General features: G+C 61.0%; 20 protein-coding genes. 13 read left to right on the forward strand and 7 right to left on the reverse strand.

Going from position 1 to position 18,465, the window contains the following annotated elements:
- Positions 1–12: 12 nt before the first annotated feature.
- Together ACYZT8_RS06445 and ACYZT8_RS06450 are read right to left on the reverse strand one after the other, a co-directional pair.
- Positions 13–1,179 carry an MFS transporter gene (locus tag ACYZT8_RS06445; RefSeq protein WP_461980032.1) on the reverse strand — a complete coding sequence of 389 codons (1,167 nt, stop codon included), beginning with the start codon at positions 1,177–1,179 and terminating at the stop codon, positions 13–15.
- A 3-nt stretch (positions 1,180–1,182) separates the two neighbouring features.
- Positions 1,183–1,503 (reverse strand): ArsR/SmtB family transcription factor, encoded by a 321-nt coding sequence (locus ACYZT8_RS06450; RefSeq protein ID WP_461957560.1) that lies wholly within the window; start codon positions 1,501–1,503, stop codon positions 1,183–1,185.
- Positions 1,504–1,674: 171 nt separating this feature from the next.
- On the opposite strand from ACYZT8_RS06450, the gene ACYZT8_RS06455 reads away from it, so the two are divergent.
- On the forward strand, positions 1,675–2,253 hold the full coding sequence (locus ACYZT8_RS06455; protein ID WP_461980033.1) for an acyl carrier protein phosphodiesterase: 579 nt from the start codon (positions 1,675–1,677) through the stop codon (positions 2,251–2,253).
- Between the two features lie 125 nt (positions 2,254–2,378).
- On the opposite strand, the gene ACYZT8_RS06460 is transcribed toward ACYZT8_RS06455, so the two are convergent.
- Positions 2,379–3,170 (reverse strand): lysophospholipid acyltransferase family protein, encoded by a 792-nt coding sequence (locus ACYZT8_RS06460; RefSeq protein WP_461980034.1) that lies wholly within the window; start codon positions 3,168–3,170, stop codon positions 2,379–2,381.
- Positions 3,170–3,925: an L-ornithine N(alpha)-acyltransferase gene (gene olsB, locus ACYZT8_RS06465; protein ID WP_208671639.1), complete on the reverse strand. Its 756-nt coding sequence runs from the start codon at positions 3,923–3,925 to the stop codon at positions 3,170–3,172. The genes ACYZT8_RS06460 and olsB overlap by 1 nt, the downstream gene beginning before the upstream one ends.
- 154 nt (positions 3,926–4,079) lie before the next feature.
- On the opposite strand from olsB, the gene ACYZT8_RS06470 reads away from it, so the two are divergent.
- The 5 genes from ACYZT8_RS06470 to ACYZT8_RS06490 all read left to right on the forward strand — a co-directional run bounded on the left by ACYZT8_RS06470 (position 4,080) and on the right by ACYZT8_RS06490 (position 8,567).
- Entirely contained in the window at positions 4,080–4,961 is an 882-nt protein-coding gene (locus ACYZT8_RS06470) for an acyl-CoA dehydrogenase middle domain-containing protein (protein WP_461980035.1), read from the forward strand.
- Positions 4,962–5,138: 177 nt separating this feature from the next.
- Positions 5,139–6,233 (forward strand): serine hydrolase domain-containing protein, encoded by a 1,095-nt coding sequence (locus ACYZT8_RS06475; RefSeq protein WP_461980036.1) that lies wholly within the window; start codon positions 5,139–5,141, stop codon positions 6,231–6,233.
- Complete coding sequence (locus tag ACYZT8_RS06480; protein ID WP_461980037.1) at positions 6,230–6,559, forward strand: amidase; 330 nt, start codon at positions 6,230–6,232, stop codon at positions 6,557–6,559. The genes ACYZT8_RS06475 and ACYZT8_RS06480 overlap by 4 nt, the downstream gene beginning before the upstream one ends.
- A 258-nt stretch (positions 6,560–6,817) precedes the next feature.
- Complete coding sequence (locus ACYZT8_RS06485) at positions 6,818–7,408, forward strand: YceI family protein (RefSeq protein ID WP_461980038.1); 591 nt, start codon at positions 6,818–6,820, stop codon at positions 7,406–7,408.
- A gap of 1 nt (position 7,409) precedes the next feature.
- The gene (locus tag ACYZT8_RS06490) at positions 7,410–8,567 is read left to right on the forward strand and encodes a phospholipase D-like domain-containing protein (RefSeq protein ID WP_461980039.1); all 1,158 of its coding nucleotides are present in this window, start codon (positions 7,410–7,412) and stop codon (positions 8,565–8,567) included.
- A gap of 128 nt (positions 8,568–8,695) precedes the next feature.
- Here the strand turns inward: ACYZT8_RS06490 and bglX are convergent, their stop codons facing one another.
- The gene (bglX, locus tag ACYZT8_RS06495; protein WP_461980040.1) at positions 8,696–10,987 is read right to left on the reverse strand and encodes a beta-glucosidase BglX; all 2,292 of its coding nucleotides are present in this window, start codon (positions 10,985–10,987) and stop codon (positions 8,696–8,698) included.
- A 238-nt stretch (positions 10,988–11,225) separates the two neighbouring features.
- On the opposite strand from bglX, the gene ACYZT8_RS06500 reads away from it, so the two are divergent.
- From ACYZT8_RS06500 to ACYZT8_RS06515, 4 genes are all read left to right on the forward strand, one after another.
- Positions 11,226–11,837, forward strand: a complete 612-nt coding sequence (locus ACYZT8_RS06500; protein WP_461980041.1) for a LemA family protein — start codon at positions 11,226–11,228, stop codon at positions 11,835–11,837.
- Between the two features lie 43 nt (positions 11,838–11,880).
- Positions 11,881–12,639: a TPM domain-containing protein gene (locus ACYZT8_RS06505; protein ID WP_461980042.1), complete on the forward strand. Its 759-nt coding sequence runs from the start codon at positions 11,881–11,883 to the stop codon at positions 12,637–12,639.
- Positions 12,640–12,667: 28 nt separating this feature from the next.
- Positions 12,668–13,285, forward strand: coding sequence for a TPM domain-containing protein (locus tag ACYZT8_RS06510; RefSeq protein WP_109628344.1), 618 nt, complete (start codon positions 12,668–12,670; stop codon positions 13,283–13,285).
- A 251-nt stretch (positions 13,286–13,536) separates the two neighbouring features.
- Positions 13,537–14,751: a class I SAM-dependent methyltransferase gene (locus ACYZT8_RS06515; RefSeq protein ID WP_461980043.1), complete on the forward strand. Its 1,215-nt coding sequence runs from the start codon at positions 13,537–13,539 to the stop codon at positions 14,749–14,751.
- Between the two features lie 69 nt (positions 14,752–14,820).
- On the opposite strand, the gene ACYZT8_RS06520 is transcribed toward ACYZT8_RS06515, so the two are convergent.
- Positions 14,821–15,726: a DMT family transporter gene (locus ACYZT8_RS06520; protein ID WP_461980044.1), complete on the reverse strand. Its 906-nt coding sequence runs from the start codon at positions 15,724–15,726 to the stop codon at positions 14,821–14,823.
- Positions 15,727–16,039: 313 nt separating this feature from the next.
- On the opposite strand from ACYZT8_RS06520, the gene ACYZT8_RS06525 reads away from it, so the two are divergent.
- The 3 genes from ACYZT8_RS06525 to ACYZT8_RS06535 all read left to right on the forward strand — a co-directional run bounded on the left by ACYZT8_RS06525 (position 16,040) and on the right by ACYZT8_RS06535 (position 17,449).
- On the forward strand, positions 16,040–16,621 hold the full coding sequence (locus tag ACYZT8_RS06525) for a DJ-1/PfpI family protein (RefSeq protein ID WP_461980045.1): 582 nt from the start codon (positions 16,040–16,042) through the stop codon (positions 16,619–16,621).
- Positions 16,622–16,634: 13 nt separating this feature from the next.
- On the forward strand, positions 16,635–16,940 hold the full coding sequence (locus ACYZT8_RS06530; RefSeq protein WP_461980046.1) for a ribbon-helix-helix domain-containing protein: 306 nt from the start codon (positions 16,635–16,637) through the stop codon (positions 16,938–16,940).
- A 164-nt stretch (positions 16,941–17,104) separates the two neighbouring features.
- On the forward strand, positions 17,105–17,449 hold the full coding sequence (locus tag ACYZT8_RS06535) for a YegP family protein (protein WP_461980047.1): 345 nt from the start codon (positions 17,105–17,107) through the stop codon (positions 17,447–17,449).
- Between the two features lie 123 nt (positions 17,450–17,572).
- On the opposite strand, the gene ACYZT8_RS06540 is transcribed toward ACYZT8_RS06535, so the two are convergent.
- The gene (locus ACYZT8_RS06540; protein WP_461980048.1) at positions 17,573–18,460 is read right to left on the reverse strand and encodes a dihydrodipicolinate synthase family protein; all 888 of its coding nucleotides are present in this window, start codon (positions 18,458–18,460) and stop codon (positions 17,573–17,575) included.
- Positions 18,461–18,465: the final 5 nt, after the last annotated feature.

Genomic DNA, 18,465 nt, shown 5'->3' on the forward strand with positions numbered 1-18,465 from the left:
CCTCGTGAGGTATCAGTTAGTCGCAGGAGCCAGTTCGGGGTTACCGCTCTGACGGAAAGTAATCAGGGTCACCAGCAGGGCGAGTACCGCCAGTACTGCTGCCGCGAGAGGCACGCTGGTCAGGCCGAAGCCGTGGGCGATGACACTGCCGCCGACCCAGGCACCCAAGGCGTTGCCGATGTTGAAAGCGCCGATGTTCAAGGTCGACACCAGGTTCGGCGCGGCCTTGCCGTAGGTCACCACGTTCACTTGCAGGGCGGGCACGGCGGCGAAGCACGCGGTAGCCCAAAGGAACAGGGTGATTTCCGCAGGAATCAGCGCGACGCTGGTCCAGGTCAGTACGGTCGAGATCACGGCCATCGAGATGAAGACGCCGATCAGCGTCGCGGCCATGCCTTTGTCTGCCAGCTTGCCGCCGATGATGTTGCCGACTGTCAGGCCCAGGCCGATGAGCATCAGGGTCCAGGTCACGCCTTTGGGCGAGACGCCGGTGACATCACCGAGCAGCGGGGCGACATAGGTGAACAGGGTGAATACGGAGGCCGCAAACAACGCAGTCATGCTCAGCGATAGCCAGATCCCGGCGCCTTTGAGGGCGCGCAATTCGGCACGCATGTCGAGTTTCTCTTCATCGCGCTTGGCCGGCAGGAAGCGGATCAGGCCGATCAACGCGATCACACCAATCACGGTCACAGCCCAGAAGGTCGAACGCCAGCCGGCTTCCTGACCGAGCGCGGTGCCCAGGGGGACGCCGAGTACGTTGGCCAGGGTCAGGCCGGTGAACATCAGGGCCACGGCCGATGCGCGCTTGTTCGCCGGAACGAGCCCCGCAGCCACCACCGAACCTATACCGAAGAAAGCACCGTGGCAGAGGGCGGTGACCACTCGGGCAAACATCAGCACGTTGTAGTCGGTGGCCATTGCACAGAGCAGGTTGCCGATGATGAAAATGCCCATCAACGCTACCAGTGCAGCCTTGCGCGGTAATTTGGCAGTGGCCAGTGCCATGAACGGCGCACCGATGGCCACGCCCAGGGCGTAACCGGTCACCAGCCAGCCAGCGCCGGGAATCGACACGCCGAGGTCAGCCGCCACATCGGGCAGCAGGCCCATGATGACGAACTCGGTGGTGCCGATGGCGAAGGCGCTCAAGGCCAGAATGAGTAGCGAGAGGGGCATTGTTTAATTCCTTGTCGGAGCGCTGAGCTCCTTGACGATGGCAGCGAGGAACGCCTGGATCACGTCCTCGTTGCGTTTGAAGAAGTGCCATTGACCGGCTTTCTGGCTGCTGATCAGTCCCGCACGTTGCAAGGTCGCCAAATGGGCGGACACGGTCGACTGCGACAGGCCGCAGCGTTGATCAATCTGTCCGGCGCAGATGCCGTACTCGTGGTTGTGGATTTGTTCCGGGAACTGGGCTTTGGGGTCTTTCAGCCAAGTGAGGATGTCTCGGCGTACTGGGTGTGCCAGGGCTTTTATTATTTCGTCGAGGTCGATGGTCATGGGTTTGGGCTCGTGATGAGTAAAACGCTATATCGCGATGAAGCGAACTTTAAATCGGTACTTCGCGATATACAAATATGATTTTGGTCTGACGACCGTGTAAATCGGTATATCGGGTTATAACGATACATTGGGTGTAAAGATATAAAGCCGCAGTGCTAAGCTGCGCCCATGAATTATCTCGCACATCTCCACCTCGGTGGCCAGCGCCCCGGCCAATTGCTCGGCAGTCTGTATGGCGATTTCGTCAAGGGTCGACTGCAAGGGCAGTTCGACCCGGAGATCGAAGCGGCCATCCAGCTGCATCGCAGCATCGATGTCTTCACCGACCGCCATCCGTTGGTTGATACGTCTTTGTCGCGGTTTTCCATCACGCGCCGGCGATACGCGGGGATCGTGCTCGATGTGTTTTTCGATCACTGCCTGGCGCGGGACTGGGCGCTGTATTCGAATCAGCCGCTGGCGCTGTTCACGTCGGATGTGTACCGGGTGCTGTCGGCCGAGCCGCAATTGCCGGAACGGTTGGCGAGGATCGCGCCGCACATGATGGCGAATGACTGGCTGGGTTCTTATCAGGAGTTCGAGGTGTTGGAGCAGGTGCTGCGGGGGATTTCGCGGCGGTTGACCCGGCCTGAGGAACTGGCGGGGGCGATGCAGGAGTTGCGTCGGTTGTACGAACCGCTCAGTGAGGATTTCCGGTTGTTCTATCCGCGGCTTCAGGATTTCGCCCAGAACTATCCAACACCCTAACCCCCCTGTGGGAGCGGGCTTGCCCGCGATTGCGGTATGCCATTCAACATCAATGCTGAATGTTAAGCCCCCATCGCGGGCAAGCCCGCTCCCACAGGGATTTGTGTTTCTTCAGGGACTTTGTGTCAGGCCGCGATGGCGGGGCGCATCGGGGCTTGCTGGGTTTCCGGAATAGCCCCAAACAACGCCTTCTGCACCGCCTGCTGCGCCTCGAACGCCAGCGCCGCACGCTCCCGGCCTTCGCAAGCGATCGGCTTGAGCACTTTGATTTCCACTTCCCCGCGATCATTGGCGAACAGACGCATCAGGTGCGACAGCAAATCATCATCGCCAATGAACGGCGCCAGCGAGTCTAGTTCGCCGTCACGCAGATAACGGATCGCCACGGGTTGCAGCTTCACTTCCGAGTCAATCGCCGCTGACAACAAACGGCCATGAAACGTACGCAGCGAACGCCCATTGGTGGTGGTGCCTTCCGGGAACATCAGCAGCGGATGTTCCTGCGCCAGGTGGCGCGTCATCTGTTTGCGAATCAGCTGGCTGTCACCCGACCCGCGACGGATAAACAGGCTGCCGGCCTTGGCCGCCAACCAGCCGGCCACCGGCCAGGTGCGCACTTCGGCCTTGGACAGGAACGACATCGGAGTGAGCATGCCCAGCAACGGAATGTCTGTCCACGACACGTGATTGCTGACCCACAGCATCGGCTCTTTCGGCAATTCCCCGTGAACCGTCACGCGAAAGGGCAGGGCGTTGCTCAAGCGCGCCATGAAAAATCGCGACCAGCGCTGCCGGCGGACCATCGAATGGGCAATCCCCAAACGCTCGAACAGCCCAAACACACTGGCCATGCTTAAACCCAGCGCGACCACCACCAGCACTCGCGCAATCCGCGCGTACACGCGCAACCGGCTCATCAGACCGCCGCCTTGAAGTGCTTGGCATAACGTGGGCAAAGCTCATCGCGCTTGAGCAGGATAAACACGTCGGCGACCTGGAAGTCTTCGTCCCAGCAGGGCTCGCCGCAGATCTTCGCGCCAAGTCGCATATAGGCCTTGAGCAGCGGCGGCATTTCGGCGATCACGTTGGACGGGATGTCCAAAACCGGCAGCGGTTTTTTCGGCTCGGCCCGCAGGTGTTCGGTGCACAGGTAACGTTCGCGTAGACGCTGCATGATCGCGTGGGCCTGAATCCCGCCGTCCTGCATCGGAATGCTCGCGCAACCCATCAAATAGCTGTAACCGCCCTGATTCAACACTTCGGCCAGTTCACCCCAGAGCACCGCGATGGTGCCACCGTTGCGATAAGCCGGGTCGACACAGGTGCGACCGATTTCCAGGATCGGGCCCTTCAAATGGACCAGGCCGTGCAGGCTGAATTCTTCTTCACTGTAGAACTTGCCCAGGCTGCTGGCCGCCGTGTGATCCAGCAAACGGGTGGTCGCCACCAGGCGCCCGGTGTTCAAGTCACGCACGCCGATGTGGGCGCAGTGAACATCATAGTCGTCCATGTCCAGACCCAGTTCCGCGCCTTTGAGCTTGGCGTTGAACTCGCCGCTGAAGACGTTGAAACGCAAGGCCTGGGCTTCTTGCAATGCCTCGGCGCCCACCAGGCGTTCGGCTTGCAGGCGGCGTTCATTGCCGGTGTCGCTGATGCGGGCGATCTGAGTCATTGGGAATCTCCGTGCGGGCTGTTCACCCGTCTTGGGTTGCAGCCGATCGACTTTCTTTATGCAGCCGTGTTGTGCAAAGTCAGGCTATGTAGCCCCGGTGTCATCGCCATGAAGCTTTGGTGATGCTTATATGACAGCCCACAAGGAGCCTCTTATGCCCTGGCAAAACCTGTTGAATCGCCGCGATCGCCTGCCCGCCAACCCGGACCTGGCGGAAGGTTTCGCGACCTTGTTGCACACGTTGGGAGCAGTCACGCCGTTCGAACTGGCGGTGGTCGGCGGGCGGTTGATGGCGACGCCGGGGTTGGCGTTTCTGGTGGGGTATCAGGCGGCACTGCGAATGCTCTGGCCGAGCGCGCCGCTGAGCCTCGGTGCATTGTGTGCCACCGAACAGCGCAGCCTGCGGGTGGCGGACATGCAGACGCGCCTGAGCGATTTACGCGTGAGCGGGCGCAAGGATTTCGTCACCGCTGGCGATGCGGCCGACTGGTTGCTGATCGCCGCTCGCAGCGAGGCGCCCGGCGAAAGTCCGCGCTTGAGTCTGGCGGTGGTCTATCCCGATGAACCGGGCGTGCGCCTGGAAAAACTCCCGGCGATCCCGCTGATGCCAGACATCAGCCACGGTCGGTTGTTTCTGGATAACGCCCAGTGTGAATTGCTCGCGGGGGATGGCTGGGATGCTTATGTCAAACCGTTCCGCACGCTCGAAGACATTTATGTCTTGAGCGCGATGACGGCGTGGCTGTACGGGGTGGGTCAGGACAGCGACTGGCCGCAGGCCCTGCAACTGCGCTTGCTGGCGCTGCTGGCCGGGTGTGCGGAAGTCAGCCGGCAAGCGCCGAATAGTCTGGCCGGGCATGTGGTGCTGGGGGGATTGTTTGCACAGTTCGACGGACTCAAGGCTGAGATCAATCAGGCACTGGCCGACGGCCCGCCACATTGGGCGGCGATGTGGACGCGCGATCAGACGGTGATGGATCTGGCGGCGGGGGCCAGAGGCAAGCGATTGGCCAAGGCGTTGGCGGGATTGTCGTAAGGCTGAAGGGCCTCTTCGCGGGCAAGTCGGATCGCCGCCCGCTCGCTCCTACAAGTTCAGCGAAAAATCTGTAGGAGCGAGGCTTGCCCGCGAAGGCGGCCTCCCGTGCAGCACAAATCCCTGAACTGTCATCAACCTCGACTAGGCTCACCCAGCCCATCCCTGCGAGCCCCCGCCATGTTCAAAGGCTTGTCCCTGATTTTCATGCTGCTGCTCAGCCTCACGGCCCACGCCGAAAACTGGCCCGCCGAGCAATGGTCGACAGGTCCGAAAGTCACCGGCCCAGCACTTCAGGCCCTGGAGACTTACGCCTTCCCACCCCGCGACGACACGACCCGACAAGGCATCCGCACCGATGCCTTGCTGGTGATCCGTGACGGTCAACTGATCTACGAACGCTACGCCGGCCCGACCACGGCCGACACACCGCACCTGACCTGGTCCATCAGCAAAAGCCTGATGGCCACGGTCCTCGGTGTCGCCTACGGCGAAGGCCTGTTCAAGCTCCAGGACCCGGCGCAGAAGTTTTATCCGCCGCTGGCAAAACACCCGGCGATCACCCTGGCCGACCTGCTGCACTGGGCTTCGGGCCTGGACTGGCAGGAAGACTACGAATACGCCCCGTTGAAGTCCTCGGTGGTGGCCATGCTCTACACCCGCGGTCATCACGACATGGCGGCGTTCACCGCCGACCACGATGAATACGCCAGGCCCGGTCAGGCCTTTCGCTATTCCAGCGGTGACAGCAACCTGCTGGCTGCGGCGCTGAAAAACATCGTCGGCCTGGCACGTTATCCGGACTATCCATGGACGGCATTGTTCGAGCCGTTAGGGATTCGCCACGCCGTCTGGGAAGCCGATGCCACCGGCACTTTCGTCGCGTCCTCTTATGCCTACCTCACCGCCCGGGACCTGGCGCGAGTCGGTTTGCTGATGGCGCGCGACGGTCGCTGGGGAGATCGACAACTGCTGCCCAAAGACTGGGTCGCCTTCAACCGCGAGCCCTTCGCTCACTATCAAGCCAATCAGGACGATGCAGTTCCGGGTGGTCATTGGTGGCTCAACCGCGCGGTGGACGGCACCGCCCGACCCTGGCCCGATGCGCCCGCCGATACCTTTGCCGCACTGGGCCATTGGGGGCAGGCGATGTACGTGATTCCCAGCGAAAACCTGGTGATCGTGCGCTATGGCGATGATCGCGATGAGCGCTACCAGCACAACGAATTGCTCAAGCTCGCGCTCAAGGCATTTGCCGGGAAGGTGCAGCCATGAACCGCCGCAGTGTTGTGCGTCGCCGGCCCTTCAGCACGCTGCTGCTGGTTTTGCTGGTCGTCTTGCTCGGCTGGATCTGGCAGGAGCGGGTGGCGCTGTGGGCGTTCCCGGACATCATCAGCGCCTACACCGCCAAGGAATATTGCTCCTGCCGATACGTGATGAACAATCAGGCCGAGTACTGCCACAGCTATGTGAAACAGTGGCTGCCCACCAGCGGCTTTACCGATGACCCCGCCAGCAAGCGCGTGACCGTCAGCGGCATGGGCCGCAGCAACAGCGCGCAATGGATCGGCGAACACCAAGGTTGCCGCCTGCAACCCTGAATGCGCTGAAGCTTTTTGTGCTGGAGAGGCTTTTGTGGTGAGAGAGCTTTTGTGGCGAGGGAGCTTGCTCCCGTTCGGCTGCGCAGCAGTCGTAAAACCGGAAAACACGGTCTGACTGATAAATCGAATGGGGGCCGCTTCGCGACCCAGCGGGAGCAAGCTCCCTCGCCACAATGGCCGGGTGTCAGCGATGGACAGTTTGCATCTGGCTCACGGACGGTTAAGGTTCATGCACGTTTATTTTTAGCACGAGTCTTTATGCTCAAGCGGTCCCTCTCCAAAACCCTCGCCTTCCTGCTGCTGGCCGGCGCCTCGCTGTCGGCCCAGGCCAATTGGTACCTCGACGGCGAGTCCTCGCGGCTGTCGTTCGTCAGCACCAAAAACGCCAACATCTCCGAAGTGCAGCGCTTTTTGGTGTTGCACGGCAAGGTCAGCCCCAAAGGCCTGGCCGAGGTGGAAGTCGAGATGGAGTCGGTCAACAGCGGTATCCCGTTGCGTGACGAACGCATGCGCAAGGAGCTGTTCGAGATCCAGACCTTTCCCGAAGCGCTGATCACCGCGCAGATTGATCTGCGGCCGATCAACGACCTCGCGCCCGGTGCCCAACTGGAGTTGCGCTTGCCGCTGACCGTCAACCTTCACGGGAAAACCCACGAATACAACGCCGAGCTGCTGGCAACCCGTCTCGATGACCGACGCTTCCAGGTCGTGACCCTGGAGCCAGTGGTCATCAATGCCGAAGACTTCGATCTGGCACCGGGCCTGGAAAGTTTGCGCAAGGTCGCCGGTTTGTCGGCCATCAGTCTGTCGGTGCCGGTGGGTGCGGTGCTGATTTTCACGGCGCGCTGAAATGGCCGGTTCAATCTTTCCCTGGCGTGCAGGCAACCACTTCGAACTGCTGATCGACGGTCCGCAGTTCTTCCCGCGCATGTTGGTTGCGATTGCCCGCGCCGAAGAGCAGGTCGAGCTGGAGCTGTATCTGGTGGAGGCGGGGGCCTGCGCCGAGGCCATGGTGCAAGCGCTGGTGCAAGCAGCCGAGCGTGGCGTGCGCGTGCGCTGCCTGTTCGATGACTACGGCAGTCTCGCGTTCACCCTGACTTTGCGTCAGCGTCTGATGGCCGCGGGCGTGGAGCTGCGTTTCTACAATCGCCTGAGCTGGCGGCGCTGGGTGGGTAACTTTTACCGAGATCACCGCAAGCTGTTGCTGGTGGATCAGAGCATGGCTGTGGTTGGCGGCACGGGCGTCACGGATGAGTTCTGGACACCGGGCGAAGACACCAGCGAATGGCACGAGGTGATGGTGGAAATCACCGGCCCCCTGGTCGTCGACTGGCAGCTGCTGTTCGATCGGCAATGGATCGCCAACCGCCATCGCCGCGCCTGGAAACCCTCGTCGCACTTCGGCCTGCCGCGTCTGCCGCGCGCGCCGTCCACGGGCGAGGGCATGGGCCGTGTGGCCTATGCCGACGCCCGCCAGCATCGCGACATCCTGCAATCACTGATTCGTGCACTGAACAGCGGCCAGCGGCGGATCTGGCTGGCCACGCCGTATTTCCTGCCGACCTGGAAAGTCCGCCGCTCGTTGCGCAGGGCTGCCAGCCGAGGCGTCGACGTGCGTCTGCTGCTGACCGGGCCGCGCACCGATCACCCGTCGGTGCGCTACGCCGGGCACCGCTACTACCCGCGACTGCTCAAGGCCGGGGTGAAAATCTTCGAATACCAGCCGTGTTTCCTGCACCTGAAAATGGTACTGATCGATGACTGGGTGAGCATCGGCTCGTGCAATTTCGATCACTGGAATCTGCGTTTCAATCTGGAAGCCAACCTTGAAGCGCTGGACCCGGGGCTGACGCAGGCAGTGGTGGCGAGTTTCGAGAAGGACTTTGCGCAGAGCCAGGAAGTCAGCCTGGAGGCATGGCAACGCCGGCCGTTGTGGCGGCGGGTCAAGCAACGGGTTTGGGGATGGGTGGATCGGTTGGTGGTGAACCTGCTGGATCGACGGGGATAGTGACGCCAGATCGTTCCCACGCTCTGCGTGGGAATGCAGCCCGTGACGCTCCGCGTCACTGGACGCGGAGCGTCCCTTGAGGCATTCCCACGCGGAGCGTGGGAACGATCATTGCGGTGTGTCAGGGATTACAGCAACTCAAAGCTCTGCTGCGTCACGTCCTGGGAATCCAGGCCGATCTGCACGTTGAACTTGCCCGGTTCTGCCCCGTACTTGAGCTGTGCATTAAAGAACTTCAAGTCATCCTCGGTGATGGTGAAGTGCACGACTTTCTGTTCGCCGGCCTTGAGCGTGATTTTCTGGAAGTTCTTCAGTTCCTTGACCGGACGAATCATCGAGCCGGTCACGTCCTGGATGTACAACTGCACCACGGTTTCGCCGTCACGCTTGCCGGTGTTTCTCACCATCACGCTGGCGTCGAGTTTGCCGGTCTTGTTCAGCGTGGTCGACGACAACGCCATGTCGGTCAGGCTGAAATCGGTGTAGCTCAGGCCGAAACCAAACGGGAACAGGGGGCCGGTGGTGTCATCGAAATACTGCGAGGTGTAGTTGCCCGGTTTGCCCGGCGTGAACGGCCGGCCAATGCTCAGGTGGTTGTAATAGGTCGGAATCTGGCCCACCGAGCGCGGGAAGGTGATCGGCAGTTTGCCCGACGGGTTGTAGTCACCGAACAGCACGTCGGCGATGGCGTTGCCGCCTTCGGTGCCGCTGAACCAGGTTTCCAGAATCGCGTCAGCCTGTTCCTTCTCTTCGAGAATCGACAGCGGACGGCCGTTCATCAACACCAGTACCAGCGGTTTGCCGGTGGCTTTCAGCGCCTTGATCAAATCACGCTGGTTGGCCGGGATATTCAGGTCGGTGCGGCTGGACGATTCGTGGGACATGCCACGGGACTCGCCGACTGCTGCGACGACGACATCAGCATCCTTGGCGGCTTTCACCGCTTCGTCGATCAGCACTTGGGCCGAACGCGGATCATCCACCACTTCCGGGGCATCGAAGTTGAGGAAGTTCAGGTAATCGAGGGCTTTCTTGTCACTGGTGATGTTGGCGCCACGGGCGTAGATCAGCGTCGATTGCGCGCCCAGTGCGTTGGTCATGCCGTCGAACAGCGTCACCGATTGCGCAGGGCGACCGTTGGCGGCCCAACTGCCCATCATGTCGATCGGTGCCTTGGCCAATGGACCGACCAAGACAATTTTCGCAGTTTTCTTCAGCGGCAAGGTTTCGCCCTGATTCTTCAGCAACACCAGGCTGCGGCGCGCAACGTCGCGAGCCTCGGCGCGGTGCAGGCGGCTGTCGGCGTTAGTGTCGGCCGGATCATCTTCAGCCTTGCCGATGCGCAGGTACGGATCCTTGAACAGGCCCATGTCGTACTTGGCGTCGAGCACCGCACGCACGGCGTTGTCGATGTCGCTCTGCTGGATCTCACCGGCCTTCAGCAGCCCTGGCAGTTCTTTGCCGTAGAGCGTGTCGTTCATGCTCATGTGGATGCCGGCCTTGATCGCCAGCTTCGCAGCTTCGCGACCGTCAGCGGCAACGCCGTGCTTGATCAGCTCGAAAATCGCCCCGTGGTCGCTGACGGCCAGGCCTTTGAAGCCCCATTGCTTGCGCAGCAGGTCGTTCATCAGCCAGGTGTCGGCGGTGGCCGGCACGCCGTTGATCGAGTTCAACGCGACCATCACCCCGCCAGCACCGGCGTCAATGGCGGCGCGGTACGGTGGCAGGTAGTCCTGGTACATTTTGACCGGGCTCATGTCGACGACGTTGTAGTCGCGACCGCCCTCGACCGCGCCGTACAAGGCAAAGTGCTTGACGCTGGCCATGATGCTGTCGGCCGCGTTCGCGCCGGTGCCCTGGAAGGCCCGGACCATGACGCCGGCAATGCGCGACACCAGGTAAGTGTCTTCGCCGAAGCCTTCGGAGGTGCGGCCCCAACGCGGGTCGCGGGAAATGTCCACCATCGGCGCGAAAGTGATGTCGAGGCTGTCCGACGCGGCTTCCTTGGCGGCGATGCGCCCGGACAGGCCGATGGCGTCCATGTCCCAGCTCGAGGCCAGGGCAATCGGGATCGGGAAGATCGTGCGGTGACCGTGGATCACGTCATAGGCGAAGAACATCGGGATCTTCAACCGGCTGCGCATGGCCGCGTCCTGCATCGGACGGTTTTCCGGGCGCGTGATCGAGTTGAAGGTGCCACCGATGTTGCCGGCGGCGATTTCCTTGCGAATCATCTCCCTAGGCATTTCCGGGCCGATGCTGATCAGGCGCAACTGGCCGATCTTTTCATCGAGGGTCATCTGCTTCATCAGGTCAGTGATGAAAGCGTCCTTGTTCTCTAGAGGTGCGGGCGTCGTGGCGGCCAATACGGTATGACTGGCCAGGCTAACGAAAAGGCCCAGCAAACACAGCTTCTTCATGAATAGTTTTCTCAAAGGCCTAAACGGCAGTGAATACGCGCCGGTCAGCCAAAATTTAGGGAGCGACTATTGTTGTTCAGGTAAATGCAGCACACTTCTGCAGTGTTTTTAGCGCTGGGGCATCTTTTAGCCCATTGGCTCGATGCAATCCAGTGGCGGCGGCAGATTATGCCCCAAGACACCGCTCAGAAGGTCGCTGGTTGTTTTTCAACGGAATGTGCAAGGGAGCGTCAACCAGATGAATGTACGACACCACTATCGGTCGAGCCTGCAGGTTGCAGCCTTGATGTTGCTCGCCACGCTGCTGGCCGGCTGCGGCATCAACAACATTCCGACCCTCGACGAGCAGGCCAAGGCTGCCTGGGGCCAGGTGCAGAACCAGTACCAGCGCCGCGCCGACCTGATTCCCAATCTGGTGGAAACCGTCAAGGGCTACGCCAAACACGAAGAAGAAACCTTGACCGCGGTGATCGAAGCCCGGGCCAAGGCGACCTCGATCCAGGTGGATGCCAGCACCCTGGACAATCCGGAAAAACTCAAGCAGTTCCAGCAGGCGCAGGATCAGTTGACCGGTGCCCTGAGCCGTTTGATGGTGGTGTCCGAGCGTTACCCGGACCTTAAGGCCAACCAGAATTTCCTCGCGTTGCAATCGCAGCTCGAAGGCACCGAGAACCGCATCGCTGTGGCGCGTCGCGACTTTATCCTCGCGGTGCAGAAGTACAACACCGAAATCCGCACCTTCCCGGGTCGCCTGTGGCACACCGTGATGTACAGCGATCTGCCGATCCGTGAAACCTTCGAGGCCACCAGCCCCAATGCTGAAAAAGCGCCTGAAGTGAAGTTCCAGTAAGCACCGGGACGGGTTCGAAGCATCACCACGGATGAGGTTGCCAATGCGCGTGTTGAAAGTGGGCCTGGTGCTGTTGCTGTGGGTGTTTGCCCTGGCGGCCCAGGCCGAGTTGAAATTTCCGCAACTGACCGGGCGGGTGGTCGATAACGCCCAGATGATCGAGCCGTCGGTGCGTGAGCAGCTGACGCAACAACTCCAGGCCCATGAAAAAGCCACCGGCGAGCAATTGGTCGTGGTGACGGTGCCGGACCTGCAGGGCACCGATATCGCAGACTTCGGTTATCAGCTGGGACGTTACTGGGGCATCGGCCAGAAGGACAAAAATACCGGCGCGTTGCTGATCGTCGCGCGCGATGATCGTAAATTGCGCATCGAAGTCGGTTACGGCCTGGAAGATCGCCTGACCGATGCGCAGAGTTCGGTGATCATCAACCAGGTGATCACGCCAGCGTTCAAGACCGGCAACTTCAGTAAAGGCATCAGCGATGGGGTTGCCGCGATGCTGGTGGTGTTGGGCGGCAATCCGCTGGATGAGCCGTCGACGGTCTATGAGCCGCGCGGTAATGAGGGCGACGATTTCCTGTCCCGCCATCCGGGCGTGTTCGTGTTTCTGGTGATGCTGTTCATCCTGACGATTTTCGTCTGCCAGATGCTCGGGATCCTGCCCAGCGGTGGTGGCGGGGGCCGAGGCAGCTCGGGTGGCGGTTTCGGCGGTGGAGGTTTTGGCGGCGGCGGTGGAGGCGGGGGCTTCAGCGGCGGTGGCGGCAGTTTCGGGGGCGGCGGTTCGTCGGGCGGCTGGTGAGAATAATAATGAGCGAGCACTGTTAAACATGGCATTACTGACTGAACACGAACAACGCAAAGTCGCCGAGGCGATTGCCCGGGTCGAGCGCGACACGGACGCCGAACTGGTGACCGTGCTCGCGGCCCGCGCCGACGACTACGCGTACATCCCGCTGCTGTGGGCCAGCCTGCTGGCGCTGGTGGTGCCGGGTGTCGTGCACTACCTGACCGGCTGGCTGACCATGCACAGCCTGCTGCTGGTGCAATGGATCAGCTTCATCGTGCTGTGCCTGGTGTTCCGCATTCCGAAAGTCACCACCCATCTGATCCCGCGTTCGGTGCGCCATTGGCGCGCTTCGAACCTGGCGCGTCGGCAGTTTCTGGAGCAGAACCTGCACCACACGGTGGGCAGCACCGGGATGCTGATTTTTGTCTGCGAAGCCGAGCGGTATGTGGAGATTCTGGTGGACGAAGGGATTTCCAAGCGGCTGGACAACAAGAACTGGGACGCGATTGTTGCGGCGTTTACGCAACAGGTGAAGCAGGGGCAGACGTTGCAGGGGTTTGTGACGTGCGTGGAGGCCTGTGGCGAATTGCTCAAGGTGCATGTGCCGGTGACGCATGTGAGGAATGAGTTGCCGAATCGGTTGGTGGTGTTGGGCTGATTCCTGGCTACAACACATTCCAGTAGCAGCTGGCGAAGCCTGCGTTCGGCTGCGCAGCAGTCGTAAATCCGATATTCACGGTCCTCCTGATGCACCGCGTGTGCTGGTTTTACGACTGCTGCGCAGCCGAACGCAGGCTTCGCCAGCTGCTACAGTTTGCACCGTTCGGGAAATTAGCCGTGCCCTCGTATGCCATCCCCCCTAAAATACCCGCCATTCCCCGAATCGCTCCGCCCGAGGCCGTTTTTTCCATGTCCGTCACCGCCACTCCCGCCAGCCTCGCGCCGGATCACCACGCCCAGTTCATCGACCTGCTGCAAACCAGTCTCGACCAGAATGCCTTCATCAAACTGGTACTGGCCAAGTACGTCGGCACCGAAGCGGATTTGCAGCGGCTGATCATCAAGCAACTGACGGTCAAGGATCAGCCCTGCCTGTCCTTCGTCTACCGCTACAAGACCCGCGATATCACCAAGAACCTGCCAATTACCGAGGGTGTGGCTACCCTCGCCGCGCTGTTGCCGGCCTCGTTCAAAAATGCGCATTTGCTGTCGCTGACTGACGAAGCCCAGCTCGAATACAGCAAAAAGGGCAAGTCTTCGCTGTTCAAGAGCAAACCTCAGCAATTGCGTGAAGTGCCGTCCGCCGAGCATAACCGCGAGAAAAACCGCTTCCTTGACCTGAGCCGGCCGTTCCTTGCCGACCTGGGTGTGACGAACAGCAAGCACGAGCTGATCCCGGCGATGTCGCGCAAGTGGAAGCAGATCAACAAGTTCATCGAAGTCTTCAGCCATGCGCTGACCAACTCGCCCCTGGTGCTGGACAAGCCGGTGCAGGTGGCGGATTTCGGCTCGGGCAAGGGTTATCTGACGTTCGCGATCCACGACTACCTGCGCAATACCTTGAAGGCCGAAGGCGTGGTGACCGGAGTCGAGCTGCGCGAAGAAATGGTCAACCTGTGCAATGCCGCCGCCGCAAAGCTTGAGCACCCGGGGCTGGTGTTCAAGTGCGGTGACGTGCGCAGCGTCGCGCCAAGCGAGCTGGACGTGATGATCGCGCTGCACGCCTGCGACATCGCCACCGACTATGCGATCCACACCGGCATCCGTTCCGGCGCTTCGATCATCATGTGCTCGCCGTGCTGCCACAAACAGATCCGCCTGCAAATCCAGAGCCCGGCGCTGCTCAAGCCGATGCTGCAATACGGTCTGCATCTGGGTCAGCAAGCGGAAATGGTCACCGACAGTTTGCGTGCGTTGTTCCTGGAAGCCTGTGGTTACGAAACCAAAGTGTTCGAGTTCATCTCACTGGACCACACCAACAAGAACAAGATGATTCTGGCGGTCAAGCGCGCCGAGCCGGTGGACCCGGCCCAGCTGTTGGTGAAAATTCAGGAATTGAAGGATTTTTACCAGATCAGCGAACATTGCCTCGAAACCTTGCTGCGAGCCGACGGCTACCTCTGACCCCCTGCGATCCTGTGGGAGCTAGCCTGCTAGCGATGGCGGCTCTACATTCAGCATAAATGTTGAATGTTACGGCCCCTTCGCGAGCAGGCTCGCTCCCACATGGGGTTTGATGGCGGTCTTGCGACCGAGCATCACGGTCACGATCACCCCGGCGGCAAACAGCCAGGTGATTGGCTCGATGTGTTCACCAAAGAACAACGCCGAAAACGCGATGGTGAAGAAGATCTGCAACAGCTGGATCTGACTGACCCGGGCAATGCCGCCCATCGCCAACCCGGCGTACCAGGCAAAGAACCCGATGAACTGCGAAAACAGCGAAACATAACCAAACGCCCACCAGGTCTTGGCGGAAATCTCGCCCTGGTGTTGCAGCGCCAAATACGCCACCGGCCCGATCAACAACGGCGTCGACAGCACCAGCGCCCAGCAGATCACCTGCCAGCCGCCCATCTCCTTGGCCAACCGGCCGCCCTCGGCATAACCCAGACCGCCCACGGCAATCGCACCGAGCATCAGCAAGTCACCGGCCTGAATACTGCCGGCACCGCTGATCAGCGCATAACCCAGCACCAGAGCACTGCCCAATGCGGCGCAGGCCCAGAAGGCTTTCGACGGTCGTTCGTGGGACAACCACGCGGCGTACAGCGCCACGCACAACGGCTGTAATCCATTGACCAGTGCGCCGTGAGACGCCGGCAAGGTTTGCATCGCCCAGGCCGACAACACCGGGAAGCCGAGGATCACGCCCGCGATCACCAGCGTCAGGCCTTTGACCTGTTTCCAGGTCGGCCATTTCTCCCGGCGCCACAGCAGCAATATCGCCGCCGGAACCGCCGCAAACAGCGCCCGGCCCAAGCCGTTGAGCAGCGGATGGAGTTCCTGCACGACGATCCGTGTGAAGGGCAGGGTGAGGCTGAAGATCACAACGCCCAGCAGGCCGAGGGCCATGCCGGTGTTTTCGCGGGAGGACATGATGGGGGACCAGAATCGAAGATGGCGGGAAGAGTCCTCATCTAGCCATAAACTCGGCGTCTGCTGCTGTTACAGCTAGGCGCAGAGTTATCCGTACAGTTGAGCGCGGTCCCTGTGGCGAGGGAGCTTGCTCCCGCTGGACCGGTCCGCGCTCGGGCGCAGCAGTCCCATTGTTTGGGGCCGCTTCGCAGCCCAGCGGGAGCAAGCTCCCTCGCAACAAAAGCTCATTGTCCGTAGTAGCTGGTTATTACCCGACCCCGCGGATAAGGACTACCTTGAATACTCCTACGTATTTCCCAGAGGAGTCCTCCCCATGGCTGCCAAGAAAATCCTGATGCTGGTCGGCGATTACGTCGAAGACTACGAAGTGATGGTGCCCTTCCAGGCGCTGCTGATGGTGGGTCACACGGTGCACGCCGTTTGCCCGGAAAAATCCGCCGGCCAGACCGTGCGCACGGCGATCCACGACTTCGAGGGCGACCAGACCTACAGCGAAAAACCCGGTCACTTGTTCGCGTTGAACTTCGATTTCGCCAAAGTTGCTGAAGCCGACTACGACGCGTTGCTGATCCCTGGCGGTCGTGCGCCGGAATACCTGCGCCTGAACGAAAAAGTCCTCGAGCTGGTGCGCGCGTTCGACAAGGTCGGCAAGCCGATCGCCGCCGTGTGTCACGGTGCGCAATTACTGGCGGCAGCGGGGATTCTCGAAGGTCGCGAGTGCAGCGCTTACCCGGCGTGTGCCCCGGAAGTGCGCCTGGCGGGCGGTACGTTCATCGATATCCCGGTGACGGAAGGTCACGTACAAGGCAATCTGGCCACTGCGCCCGCCTGGCCGGCGCACCCGAGCTGGCTCGCCGGTTTCCTCGGGTTGCTGGGCACCAGAATCACGCTGTAACGAGGGACTTTTCATGTGCGAGCTCTACGTCAAAGCCGATCCGATTCTCTACGAATCGCGCTCCCGCTCGCTGCGCATCTGCGGGGTGGTCACCACCCTGCGGCTGGAGAATCAGTTCTGGGACATCCTCAGCGAAATCGCCGGGGTCGACGGCATGACCACCAACCAGTTGATCGCCAAGCTGTATGAAGAGGTGATGGATTACCGCGGCGAGGTGGTGAATTTTGCTTCGTTTTTGCGGGTGAGTTGTACGCGGTATCTGAGTCAGCGGCGGGGGCAGGTGCCGGAGTTGTCGGTGGTGCGGGCGGGGGTGAAATAGCGCAGACCGTGTCGACCCCATCGCGAGCAAGCTCGCTCCCACAGGGACCACGCTGAACCTGTGGGAGCGAGCTTGCTCGCGATGAGGCCGGTACAGGCGACAGATATCCCAGGCTGGTCTTTACTCTGAAGCGCGAAACCTCTCAATTGCCAAGGAGAACGAGCATGTCCGGATGGTACGAAGTGAGCAAAAGCAGCAATGGTCAGTTCAGGTTTGTGCTGAAGGCGGCCAACGCCGAAACCATTCTGACCAGCGAGCTGTACACCACTCGCAGCGCCGCCGACAACGGCATTGCTTCGGTGCAGAAGAACAGCCCGCTGGATGAACGCTACGAAAAGAAAACCACCAAGGATGGCCATCCTTACTTCAACCTCAAGGCCGGTAACCACGAGATCATTGGAAGCAGCGAGGCTTACGCGTCCGCTGGCGCGATGGATAAAGGCATCGCCAGCGTCAAGGTCAACGGGCCGACCAACGTGATCAAGGACAAGACCTTGCCGGTGCTCTAACTGTCCGAGATCGTTCCCACGCTCTGCGTGGGAATTCAGCCCGTGACGCTCCGCGTCACTGGACGCGGAGCGTCCCTTGAGGCATTCCCACGCAGAGCGTGGGAACGATCATCGGACGTAAGATCAGCGCAATGCTTTCAACAAGTCTTGCAACTGACCGACGCCAGCCTCACCCAGCGGAAACACCGGCAACCGCGGATCACCCACCTCTAGCCCGGTCGCACGCAAACCAGCCTTGATCGTCGCTGGCAAGCCTCCCTTGAGGATGAAGTCCAGCAGCGGCAACTGGCGATAGAACAGTTCACGCGCCTTGCCCAGGTCGTTGGCCAATACCGCTGCATACAAATCGAGATTGAGCTGCGGGATCAGGTTTGGTGCCGCCGTGCACCAGCCTTTCGCGCCGGCGGCAAAGGCTTCCAGCGCCAACGGATTGCAGCCGTTGTAGAACGGCACCTGACTTTCGCCCAGCAGTTGCAGCTTGTGCATGCGCTGGATGTCGCCCGTGCTCTCCTTGACCATGGTCACGTTCTCCACGGCATTGACGATCCGCAGGATCAGGTCCACCGACATGTCGGTGCCGCTGGTGGCCGGGTTGTTGTAGAGCATGATCGGCACGCCGATGCTGTCGCCGATGGCGCGGTAGTGGGCGAGGATTTCTGCTTCGCTGAGTTTCCAGTAGGACGTCGGCAGCACCATCACCACATCAGCCCCGTGGGCTTCGGCGAAACGCGCGCGGCGCACGGCTTTGGCGGTGGTCAGGTCGGACACGCTGACGATGGTCGGCACCCGTTTGGCCACATGCTTGATGCTGAATTCACTGACCTGATCCCACTCGGCGTCGCTCAGGTAAGCGCCTTCGCCGGTGCTGCCCAACGGGGCGATGGCGTGGACGCCGCCGTCGATCAAACGGTCGATGGAACGCCCGAGTGCGTCGAGATCAACGCCTTCGCCATTGGCGGTGAACGGGGTGATGGTGTAGCCGATGATGCCGTGAATGGTTGGGGTCGACATGTTGT

Source organism: Pseudomonas sp. LB3P93 (assembly GCF_054898025.1).